At 63.8% G+C, this 11,295-nt stretch carries 7 protein-coding genes; all 7 read left to right on the top strand.

The window, feature by feature from the left end; all coding sequences use genetic code 11:
- The first annotated feature begins 54 nt into the window (after positions 1-54).
- A complete protein-coding gene (locus D7Y11_RS38510; protein WP_126936172.1) occupies positions 55-6,222 on the top strand; it encodes a choice-of-anchor D domain-containing protein in 6,168 nt (2,055 codons plus the stop codon).
- Complete coding sequence (locus tag D7Y11_RS38515) at positions 6,219-7,964, top strand: alpha/beta fold hydrolase (RefSeq protein ID WP_158642048.1); 1,746 nt, start codon at positions 6,219-6,221, stop codon at positions 7,962-7,964. The genes D7Y11_RS38510 and D7Y11_RS38515 overlap by 4 nt, the downstream gene beginning before the upstream one ends.
- A gap of 38 nt (positions 7,965-8,002) precedes the next feature.
- Positions 8,003-8,986 (top strand): hypothetical protein, encoded by a 984-nt coding sequence (locus D7Y11_RS38520; protein ID WP_126936174.1) that lies wholly within the window; start codon positions 8,003-8,005, stop codon positions 8,984-8,986.
- Between the two features lie 80 nt (positions 8,987-9,066).
- Positions 9,067-9,516 carry a hypothetical protein gene (locus D7Y11_RS38525; RefSeq protein ID WP_126936175.1) on the top strand — a complete coding sequence of 150 codons (450 nt, stop codon included), beginning with the start codon at positions 9,067-9,069 and terminating at the stop codon, positions 9,514-9,516.
- 22 nt (positions 9,517-9,538) lie between these two features.
- Positions 9,539-10,561, top strand: coding sequence for a hypothetical protein (locus D7Y11_RS38530; protein WP_126936176.1), 1,023 nt, complete (start codon positions 9,539-9,541; stop codon positions 10,559-10,561).
- A 48-nt stretch (positions 10,562-10,609) separates the two neighbouring features.
- Positions 10,610-10,741: a hypothetical protein gene (locus tag D7Y11_RS45060; RefSeq protein WP_255424683.1), complete on the top strand. Its 132-nt coding sequence runs from the start codon at positions 10,610-10,612 to the stop codon at positions 10,739-10,741.
- 12 nt (positions 10,742-10,753) lie between these two features.
- The gene (locus D7Y11_RS38535; RefSeq protein ID WP_126936177.1) at positions 10,754-11,215 is read left to right on the top strand and encodes a hypothetical protein; all 462 of its coding nucleotides are present in this window, start codon (positions 10,754-10,756) and stop codon (positions 11,213-11,215) included.
- Positions 11,216-11,295 lie beyond the last annotated feature (80 nt).

An 11,295-nucleotide genomic window follows, 5' to 3' on the forward strand; every position in this document is an offset into this window, starting at 1 on the left:
CCCTCCTCCACCGCCAAGGCCCCGGCCCTCCACGCCGAGAACTGAGGTCGCCTCATGCAACGCATCCTGTTCATCCTGACGGCTGCACTGTGCGTCCTCACTGCCTGCGGTCCTGAATCGGAGAAACCGCCGGAGCTCGGCACCACCCAGGCCCCCATCGAGGCGTTGCTACCCGCGACTGGCACGCCTGGGCTCAGCGTGTCGGACACCTCCATCGACTTCGGCGAACAGCCTTCCTGTTCGCCGCAGCAGGACTCCATCAAGCTGTTCAACACCGGCAGCACGGCGCTCACGATCTACCGGGTGAGCGTCACCGGGGCCTTCACCTTCAACGGCCTGTACGACACGGCGGCCAACCGCTGTGAAACCAACTGCTCCGTCCCGATCACGCCCGTGAGCAGCACGGAAGCCATGACCGTGCGGTTCGGATTCTCGCCGCTCCAGCCCGGTACCTTCCGCGGCACGCTGACGCTGCACACGGATGATCCAGCCGCCCCGACGATTGTCGTGGAGCTTGAAGGAAAGGCCTCGGGCCCACTGATCGTCCTCGGACAAACGTCCGTGGCGTTCGGAGCCCATGAATTGGGGTCTTCGACATCGAGAAGCGTCACGGTGATGAACCTGGGCACTGCGAACTTCACGATGGAGCCTTCCACCACCGCCCCCTTCAGTGTGTCCAACACCTCGGTGACCATCCCGCCCGCGAGCTCGAGGACGCTCGAGGTGAGCTTCAACCCCCTGACCGTTGACCACCTGGGCCCCCGCTCGAGCGCGCTCTTCCTGACGACCGCGTCCGCCGTGTGCCCCACTCCGCCATACGCCTTGCTCACGGGTGAGGGGCTGTCCCCCCCGAAGCTCGGCTTGAGCCGCACCGCGGTGGCCTTCGCGCAGACGCCGGTGAACACCGCCAGTGACATCCAGGAGGTCCTCGTTCGGAACGACGGCGACGGCCTGCTCACGGTGAGCCAGTTGAAGCTGCCCGCCAACTCACCGTTCAGCGTCGACACCGTGGGTCCCTTCAGTCTCGCGAAGGGAGATACCCAACGTCTGAAGTTGACGTTCCGTCCCACGGTGGCGGGAACCTGGAACCACACCCTCAACTTCACCATCAACGGCACCGACGTGCCCGCCCTCACGCTGGCTGGCGCCACCCCGACGGCCATTCCCCCGAAGCTCGGCTTGAGCCGCACGTCGCTGACCTTCGAGCAGACGCCGGTGAACACCGACAGCGCCATCCAGGAGGTCACGGTCCGGAACGACGGCGGGGGTCTGCTCACCGTGACCCAGTTGAAGCTGCCCGCCAACTCACCGTTCCGCGTCGACACCTCCGGGGCCTTCAGCCTCGCGCCCGGGGATACCCAGCGTCTGAAATTGACGTTCCGCCCAACAGTGACGGGCAGCTGGAACGAGACCCTCGCCTTCACCATCGACGGCACTGACGTGCCAGGCGTCTCCCTGTCTGGCGCCACGCCCGCGGTCATCCCGCCCAAGCTCGTGCTGAGCCTCACCGCGTTGGTCTTCCCGCAGACGCCCCTGGACACCGACAGTGCCTCCCAGGAGGTCACGGTCCGGAACGAAGGCGGCAGTGTGCTCACCGTGACCCAACTGGCGTTGGCCCAGAACTCCTTCTTCCGGGTCGATACCGCGGCCCCCTTCAGCATCGCCTCCGGAGGAACCCAACGCCTGAAGGTGACGTTCCGACCGCGTCCGACCGGGACTCCCTCCGACACCCTGGTCTTCAAGAGCAATGTCGCGGATCAATCCGTAACGCTCTCAGGCACGACTCCGTCCAGCCCGAAGCTCGTCTTGAGCCGCACCACGCTGGCCTTCGAGCAGACGCCTTTCGACACCGACAGCGCGCCCCAGGAGGTCACGGTCAAGAACGGCGGAGACAGCCTGCTCACGGTGACCGCACTAACGCTGCCACAGGACTCCCCCTTCCGGGTGAATCCCTCGGGCCCCTTCAACCTCGCGCCCGGAGACACCCAGCGCCTCCAGCTGACGTTCCGCCCGACGCAGACGAGCGCCACGACCGGCAAGCTCACGTTCACCAGCAACGACCCCGCCGCCCCCGAACTCTCTCTGTCCGGAACCAAGACGCCGGGCAATGTCTGCCTGGGCATCGTCCCCCTTTCGTTCGAGTTCGCCGAACAGGAGGCAGGAGACGTGGGGAGTGAGCAGAAGAAGGTGACGGTGACCAACACGGGGACGGTCGCGCTGACGGTGACGCCTTCGGTAACGATGGGCAGCAGCGCCTATTCCGTGAGCCCCACCGCGCCGTTCACCCTGGCACCGGGCTCCGCGGGACGTGAACTCTTCGTCACCTTCAACCCCGGCGCCAATGAGAGCGGCGCCGTGGATGGCGTGCTCACGTTCGGCACGTCGCCCACCACGACCTGCGTGTCCAACGTGCCCCTCCATGGCACCGCGCGCAAGACGTCGCTGGGAGTCAGCACGAGCACACTGACCTTCCCTGCTTACACCGTCGGCGAGCAGCCCGAGCCCCAGCAGGTCATCCTCTCGAACAACACCAACTGGCCCATCAAGGTGTTCCCCGTGTCAGCTGGGCTCCTGGCCCCCTTCACGATCTCCGGCATTCCGGCGGAAGGCCTGACCGTCGCGAGGAACGGCGGGACCGCCCCGGTGACGGTGACCTTCGCCGCGACCACTTCGGGCGCCTATTCCAAGACGCTCCAACTTCAATCAGACGCCTCGCAGCCCGTGCCCCCCGTGGCTCTCACCGGCCAGGCGTTCGCTGCGGAGCTGACCCTGGTCACCAATCCGCTGGTGATGCCCAACGTGGCCCCCGGAGGCGAGTCCACGAAGGAAGCGACCGTGCGCAACAGCGGCAACCAAGCGCTGTTCCTGTCGAAGGTCACCACGGAGAACAACAACACCTTGTTCCAGGTCGTCGACTTCCCGGCCCAGACCCTGCAACCGGGCGGGGAAACCAAGGTGAAGGTGCTCTTCCGTCCCATGACCAGCACGGGCGACCTGGAGGCGCGGCTGCTTTTCTTCACCACGAACAACCAGCAACTGCCACCCGTGCTCGTTGTAAAGGGCAACTCCAATGGCCCCAACGCCATCTTCACCGTGCCCGACATCAACTTCGGTCACAAGCAGGACCGGAGCACCCACGTCAACCTCAGCCTCAACGTGAGCAACAGCAGCAGCGCGTCCGAGCCGCTGAAGGTCACCGATGTCCACATCGAGCCGTCCGGCACGGCGTTCTCGGTGGATAACGTCACCAGCTCCGAGCCCGTGCTCGAGAAGGGTGCGAAACGGCCCCAGCCCTTCCGGGTGACGTTCACTCCCAACATCGAGGACCAGGAGTACGAAGCCAGCCTGGAGATCACCTACCGGGGGACTCTCAGCAATATCGAGACGAAGCGCAGCTTCAAGCTGAAGGGGATTGGCGCGGAGGCCAAATTCTCCACGTCGTTGGCCACCGTGGATTTCCCCGCCACGCAGCCAGGAGGCTCGCTCATGCTGCCCGTGGACATCATCAACACGGGAGAGGTGGAGGTGGACCTGGAGGAGGTGGCCACCAGCGTTGGAACCTTCAACATCGACCTGATTGGCGGGTCCAACTCCGCCATCCCGGTGGGTGGCAGGCGCAAGATCGAAATCACGTTCGTTCCCCAGCGCCCGGGCAACTACTTTGGCGACCTCGAACTCGCTACGAAGACGCCGGCCACGGCCAAGCTGAAAGTCAAGCTGTCCGGCGTCGCCGCGGTCGCGCAGCTGCAGATGAACAAGAATCAACTTGTCTTCAATGACATCCCCCGGCTGAGCTCCAGCACCCAGACCGTCACCTTGTCGAACATCGGCTCCGCCCCCCTCACCATCACCAATGCGACGGGAAGCGGTCCCTTCACAGCCAGACTGCAGAACAACCAGCAGTTCCCCGTGACCGTTGAGCGAAATTTTCCCGTTCAGCTCGATGTCACATTCCGTCCCGAGTCCGCGCAGGACGTGACGGGCACCGTGCACGTGCTGAGCAATTCGAACGAAAGCACGGACCAGATCATCACGGTCTCTGGCCGGGGCACCATCCCCGTGTTGGCCCTGCCCGCTGGCGCACCCGAATTCGCGCCTCAAGCCATCACGGTCGAAGGGGATCCCCAGCCGGTGGTGGTGAAGAACGAAGGCAAGGCCCCGCTGGTGATCTACTCCGTGTCCGTTCCGGATCAATTCTGCCTGCGCGTGGACACGCAGAAGACCGCGGTTTGCCCCTCCACCCTGAGTCCCGTCGTGCCCGCCTTCACGGTGGAGCCCGGCGCCGCGCATGCCTTCTACGTCACCGCGAAGCCCACCCAGCTCCTCAAGATCGAGCGCAACCTGGTCATCTCCAGCAACGCGGATCCGTCGTCCACCGTCGTGAAGCTGATCGTGGATGGAGTGGGTGGCGTGAGTCTGTCGCCCTCTACCCTCGACTTCGGGCGCGTGAACTTCGGCTCGTCCCTGGAAAAGACGGTGACGGTGAACAACACCGGTATCACCGACGCGAACATTTCCGTGACGATCCCCGCGGGGAACTCGGAGTTCTCCGTGCAGGAGACGCTGCCCAAGGTGCCCGCGAATGGCAGTGCCACGGTGAAACTCCGTTTCACTCCGCAGGGGTCGACGGGCGGACTCCGGACGGCCAAGGCCACGGTGCGGGTGGAGGCGTCCTCCCAGCTTCCGCTGGAGCTCACCCTTCAGGGAACGGCCACGCTGGCAAGGCTCGCGGTGGCGCGCCGTGACGGCCAGGCCTTCGACGGTTCTCTGGACTTTGGAGGAACCCGGGTGAACGCGACCTCGGAAGGCATTGGACTGAGGCTGACGCATGTTGCGCCAGCTGGGTCCCCGGACGCCGGGAGCGGCTCGGAAGCCAACACGCTCACCGTGAAGGAGATCTCGCTGGAGGCGGAGGATGCGAGAGTGTTCATCCTGCAGAAGCCAACGCTGCCCCTGGCGCTGACCCCGGGAGGCAGCCTGGATGTGTCGATCCAGTTCCGTCCTGACGCCCAGCGGCGCTTCAACGCGGACCTGCGCATCACCTCCGAAGACAGCCAGGCGAGCACCATGCTCGTGAAGCTGGGGGGCCAGGGCCGGACGAGCCAGCTCAGCCTGTCCACTCCCACGCTCGAGTTTGGCGCCCGGGTGGCCGAGTCTTCCGCCTCGGCGATCCGCTTCGTGAAGCTCACCAACGAGTCCCTCCAGCCGCTGGTGGTGCGGGGGCTGGAGATCATCGCCGCTTCGGAGAACTCCGAGCCCTCGCACTTCAGCCTGGATTCGGCGCCCACGCTCCCCTTCACGCTGGCAGCCCAGGAATCGAAGGACGTCTTCGTCAAGTACGTCCCCCGTCCGGACGTCACGTCCAAGGCCAACCTCCTGGTGGTGACGAACGACCTGGAGTCGCCGGAGGCGCAGGTGTCGCTGTCGGGCCGGGGGCTCTCCACGGTGTTCCGGGCGCTCAATCGCACGGTGGACTTCGGCACCGTGCGTCAGTCGGAGCCGGCGACGACCAAGGTGGTGCTCACCAACGACACCACCCAGGAGTTGGTGGTGATGCCTCCCAAGGTGGAGGGACCCCAGGCCACGAACTTCGTGGTGGTGTCTCCCGTCCTGGGCGCGGAGGGCCGCGCGCTACCGCAGGGTGACTCGCTGACGCTGGATCTGAAGTACGACACGTCAGTGATTGGCGCGTCGAAGGCGACGCTGGTGCTGGGCACGAAGGACCAGGAGCGCGCGGCGCTGGTGGCCCTGTCGGGCATCTCGGTGGCCAGCTTCCTGACCATCGAGCCCATGGAGCTGGACCTGGGCTGGGTGGACATTGGCGCAACCAGCACGCCGCGCACGGTGACGCTCACCAACCAGTCCGCGTCGCCGGCGAGGTTGAGCGTGGTGTCGAACAGCAATCCGGCGTTCGAGATCGACGCGAGCGCACTGGACGCGGAGCTGGCGCCGGGAGCGCAGACGACGGTGGGCGTCACCTTCCGCGGCGAGGTGGGAGGCCCCGCGGAGGGAACGCTGAAGCTGCGCCTGCGAGGAGAGACGACGACGGAGGCCTCGCTCACGCTGAAGGCACAGGCCAGGACACTGGGAGGCACGGGCGGTGGATGCGCCTGTGGAACCAGCGGAGATGGGGGCGCGGCGCTGGCCCTGTTGCTCCTGCTGGGCCTGGGGCTGGCGCGCCAGGGACGGCGGGCTCAGTCCCAGAAGGAGCGGGTGTCATGACTCAGCATGTCGTCAAGGCCGGAGAGTCGCTGTACAGCATCGCCGCGTCCTACCGGATCGCGGACTGGCGCGTCGTCTACAAAGACCCACGAAACGCCGCGCTCCGGAAGACACGGCCCGATCCTGACCACATCAAACCGGGTGACAAGGTCTACATCCCAGAGTCCAACGTGTTGGCGGTGGCGTCCGGCTCGGGAGCGGCAAAGACACACGCGTCGCCCTCCAATGCGCTTCGCATTGATCTGAACGCGCTGCGTCTCCAGACCCAGCACATCCGCCAGGACAACACCCGGGTTGCTACACGGCCCATCGTCATGCCCAAGGCTCCACCCGAGCCATGGGCCGAGGACTTCACACCCGACCACGAGTTCTACGAGTACCTGGCCCATGATTTCGCCTATTTGAACAATCAGGGCGGTGGCACACAGGTTGGCGACAGGTTCCTGTATCGCGCTGAAACGCCGGAGCTCTGGGCAATGCCCGAGCTGAAGTTCCCGGCGACCTATGCCGTCTCAACCAAACGCCCCTACTCCAAGAAGCCGGGCACACAGCCCCTGTACTACACCATCGTCCAGATGGAGGGCAGCGACCCCCATAACAAGACCCATGGCGTGTTCGCCTACTGGCTGCAGCCATCCCGTGGAAACCATCCCATCATCGCGGTCCGCGGCACCGAGTTCGAGAAGGCACCTGATGCCGTCGCGGACATGGACCCCGCGGGGGTTGGCGCCACGGCCTTCAAGCAGACCCGCTCGCTCTTCCAGACACTGCTGACGCGCATTGGCAGGAAGGACGTCGTTGTCGTCGGACACAGCCTGGGCGGCGCCATGGCGCAGCGGGTGGCGGTCGACTTCGGGGACTCGGTTCTCCAGGTGGTGACCTTCAACTCACCCGGCGTCGACAGGAAAACGGCGAATCGCCTCAAGGCGCCCAAGGGTCCGCTGGCGACTCACTATCTCACCCAGGGAGATGTCGTCTCACTCGCGGGCGAGACGTTGCTTGCAGGCAACGCCACCATCCTGGAGGGGGCCGCCACGGCGGAGCTGCGGAGGCTCCTCAAGAATGGCTCTCTGCGCAAGGTGGATGATCTCCTCACCGACGTGCTGACCCTCGTCTTCAGGATCGCCGTCAAGAGGGACCTGTTCCCAACGGTGCTCAAGACCTCCAACATCCTGGAGCTGTTCGCCGCAGCGACAATCGCCTGGGCCGGAGGGGACGCCAAGGCCGCCCAAAGCGTGGGAGGGGCGCTTGGGGCGCTCCACAGCCAGCGCTTGCTGGGCCCCAATGGGACCACCAAACGCACCCGGCTCACGGTGGGCCCCCAGACCAACGACAACATCCAAAGCCCCATCGTGGAGGAGATGCGGAAGAAGCGGCTGGGGGTGCTCAACATCCCGGGCCTCTACCAGTCGGTGATGAAGCAGATCGGCGCACTCATGAAGACACCGGCCACGTCTCTCATGAAGGAGCTTCTGTCTTACGACTCTCCCCTGCCCAAACTCGCTCGCACGCTCCTTCCTCCGCTTGTGACGCTGAAGGTCGCACTCGATGAAGTGGGGGGAATGCAAGGCCTTGCCATCAAGTCGCTGCATCTTCCTCCTCCGAAATTCGACGCGAAGATGCTTCAACCGGACCGGCTGACCATGGACCGCGACAACACCTACGTGGCGACGAGGCTCCCCCTCATCAACCAGGGGAGTCTGGGAAGAAGCTCGGTACAGCGCTCTTCTGGCCCTCGGTAAACCCGCCGCTGACCACGGTCACGTCGCACAGGAGGTGGATGATGGACTTCACGGAGCTCAAGATCGCCAGGGGCAGTGGCAACTTCCATGTGAATCAATTCCGGATCCACTTCAGCGTCCCCGGGCTCCAGGGAGATCCGCAGAAGCAGCTTCCGGTGCTCGTGTCAGAGTTCACCAAGGACTTTCCCAAGTTCTTCAATGGGCTCGGCAAGAACATGCAGGAGAACCAGGCGAGCGTGGCCTGGTCGACCCGGCAGTTCGAGCGCACCCGGACGCTTCGCTTCCTGCTCGACGTCAAGCTCGCGGCGCTGGGCATCAACCTGCCTGACTTCCACAGCGACTGGGTCCACGTCCTCTGGCAGGATCCCAACAAGGGGTTCGCCGCGCAGACGCTCAAGCGCAACTTCTCGGAGGGCATGGAGAAGCCCCTGTCGATCCTGCCGCTTTCGGCGCTCTCCGTCTTGATTCAATACAATGCATACCACTTCCTCGCGGGCCGCCGGTCCTGGGTCTTCGGCCTCTTGCAGCCGGGGATGCCTGGATGGAACGCAGGAAGTCTCCAGGTCGGCAAGGTCGAGAGCGGCAAGTTCACGCCATACAGCGGCGGCCCTACCCCCGTCTTCTACCTGGAGTCCTCGGCGGTCGAACGCTCCTCGCTGCTCCTGTTCAAGCTCATGGAGGTGGATCCCGGGATCTTCGTCGACATCCGAGAGACCATCATCTCCCTCTGGAGCAACCTGCTCGCGAACTACGTCCACTCCAAGGGCTTCCGTCTGAACGTAGGCCACCCCAAGACCTATGGCGCGGACGACGGTGCTGCCCTTTGGGCAACCCAGCCTGAATGGCGGGGCGTCTATCGCCGGAAGGCGGAATTCGGAACGCCGCGGGAGCTCAACGCGAAGAAGTGGGTCCAGTACCTGCTCGACCTCCATCCCGCGTTGAAGAGCCAGCCGCTGACGGAAACCGCGTTCAAGGGAATGGGCGGCCGTTCCGGCGGGGGTGGCGCCAGCGGGGGATGGTGAACCATTCGGGCTTCAAGATGCTCCTCTGCCTGTAATTCCAAGGGCGCATGCTAGGCTCCCAGGGGAAAGGAGCACCCCACTTGAAACTTCTATCCGCATTCTCTCTTCGCGGAGAGATGACTGCTCCCGAAAGAGCCAGAGCAGTCCTGCTTCACGACGGACGTGAGACAGGCCTGGCCTTCCAGGCCGTGCAACTCGAAGCCCAATTTGGAGTTCCGCCGGATCTCTCCCTGCTCTTCCTCACCGACAATTCGCCCTACGAAGAACAGCTTCAAATCGTATTGCTGGATTCGCGTTTTCAAATCCTGGATGGGCTCACGCTCGGCCAGGACTATACGCCGGGGGTCCTGACCCATCTGGAGCCCCAGTCAGACATGCAACTCCGTTTTGAGTTTTTCGGGAACACCCAACTGCTCTTGAGCATCCACCCCGCCGGGGCGCTCCTCCCCGTCAGGACCTTGCCGTCTTTTGCAAAACCGCTCAAGGGACGATTTTTCTCCCGGCAATACATGAGCCTACAAAAAGCCTGATTTTAGAAAAAGAAGCGCGACCATGCCCAACAAGAATTCACTCGTCGAGGATGGCATCCAACAGCTTGAAGTCCAAGCGCTCAACTTCGGATACAGATTCATCCTCGATAGCAAGGTAAGGGCATGGTACATGCAAACCACGCAGGAGTATGCCCAACAACTGCGTCAGGCCCACGCAAACGGTTCGATGACAGCCAGGGCGGCTGCCGAAGCCGCCCATCAGATGCGCAATGAGATCATGGAAATGGCTCGAGCGCGCTCTTCGGATCTGGGTCGCGCGAAAGCACAGGCGCTCAAGGGCAAGGGAATTGCCTTCGAGAAACTCCTGGAGAAATATTCTCAACAAAGATTCAAACAAGGCTTCAGCAAACTGGGCAAGACCCAGCAAAATACCGTTCTTCTAGAGATTGTGGAGAGCGCCGGGCGGGCCAACCCCAAAGTCAGCGCCGGCGTGCGTCGTCTGGGAGCGGCGGGCCGGGCGTTGTGGGTGCTATCCATCGGAGTCGCCGTCTACAACATCGCAACAGCACAGAACAAAGTTGATGCGGCTGGCCGTGAAGCAGCAAGCCTCGGAGGAGGCTTCGCCGGTGGAGCCGCATCGGGCGCGTTAGCAGGAATCTGGTTTGGGCCCATCGGGGTGGCCGTTGGCATCGCGATTGGTGGCACTGTGGGCGCACTGGTCGCGGACGAACTGTACGTTGAGTTGGTTCCCACTGGCGGCGATCGAGTGGCGCCAATGATCGATCAGTATACGCGACCGTTCTATACCGACGAAGAAGGGCTCGCCAAGGCACTCTATGAACGCGGCGGCATTGATACAAATTTCGTGAAATCAGTCTTCTCGGTGCTCGCCGACCGCTACTCAAGCGATTCTGACGATGTCGCCTATGAGTATGTACGGATTGTCAGAGCCCGTGGGGGCTCCCAGCTCGTAGCACTGAGACTGGACAAGGACCTGCGCGAGATGCTCATCCAACTCATGGATGAAGGCTGGACCAGCGAAAATGAAACCACTGCCATCCGATATCTGCGCTCCTTGAACTGACAGTGCCCCCGCAGTGGAGAGAACGGGGTAGCCGAGTAGATCCGAACGATGGCGACTGTGTCCAAACGTTCCTCGGGAATGGTCTACACGGGCGGTGACGACAAGCTCGAGTACGCCAACAACAGCAAGCCGTCGCCTCGGGGCATCGAGAGCGCGTTCCAAGAGTCCACGCTGGGGTAGCGTGGTAGGCGGATGAGGCCATACGGATATCTGGCAGCCCTGGCACTGGTCGGCTTCGGGCTGGCGGGCTTCTATTTCATTACTCCGCCTGCCCCCGCAAGTGCGCCAGAGGTCCTTCCCGAGTACTTCGCGGAGCGGACCTCGGACTGCGACGTGGACCTTTTGAATCTTTCAAAGCCGGACGCAGGCCCTTTCAAGGGGGTCCTGCCGGTGGGGGCGAACCAGCCTGACGAGCGGCTGCGCCGCAATGTCTGGGAACAGGGCCGGTACCTGGTCCGCGGACGCTTTACAGGCAAGGTCCGTGAGTTTCAGGAGTGCGCCAGCTTCCCTGAGTTCGAGGTGCTCGACTTCAAGCCCTGGGGCCCCGTGCAACGGTGCGCATCCCCCGGCGCCCTCGATGCGGATTTGCTGACGTACACCGGCGACCCCCCCTGTGTCAGGGAAGTTGTCGCCTCGGCTGAATGGCCGGGATGACCACGCCTTGGGGGCGAGAGCAGACAGGACGCAGTGCCGTACACGGATGCATTCAAGTCTCAGATGGTGAAGCGGATGGT

The organism is Corallococcus sp. AB018, from assembly GCF_003986945.1.
GTDB lineage: Bacteria > Myxococcota > Myxococcia > Myxococcales > Myxococcaceae > Corallococcus > Corallococcus exiguus.

What these genes read in the sequence shown, in the direction of transcription:
- D7Y11_RS38515 (WP_158642048.1), top strand. Translation starts at nt 6,219, where the DNA reads ATGACTCAGCATGTCGTCAAGGCCGGAGAGTCGCTGTACAGCATCGCC.
- D7Y11_RS38530 (WP_126936176.1), top strand. Translation starts at nt 9,539, where the DNA reads ATGCCCAACAAGAATTCACTCGTCGAGGATGGCATCCAACAGCTTGAA.
- D7Y11_RS38535 (WP_126936177.1), top strand. Translation starts at nt 10,754, where the DNA reads ATGAGGCCATACGGATATCTGGCAGCCCTGGCACTGGTCGGCTTCGGG.
- D7Y11_RS38510 (WP_126936172.1), top strand. Translation starts at nt 55, where the DNA reads ATGCAACGCATCCTGTTCATCCTGACGGCTGCACTGTGCGTCCTCACT.
- D7Y11_RS38520 (WP_126936174.1), top strand. Translation starts at nt 8,003, where the DNA reads ATGATGGACTTCACGGAGCTCAAGATCGCCAGGGGCAGTGGCAACTTC.
- D7Y11_RS45060 (WP_255424683.1), top strand. Translation starts at nt 10,610, where the DNA reads ATGGCGACTGTGTCCAAACGTTCCTCGGGAATGGTCTACACGGGCGGT.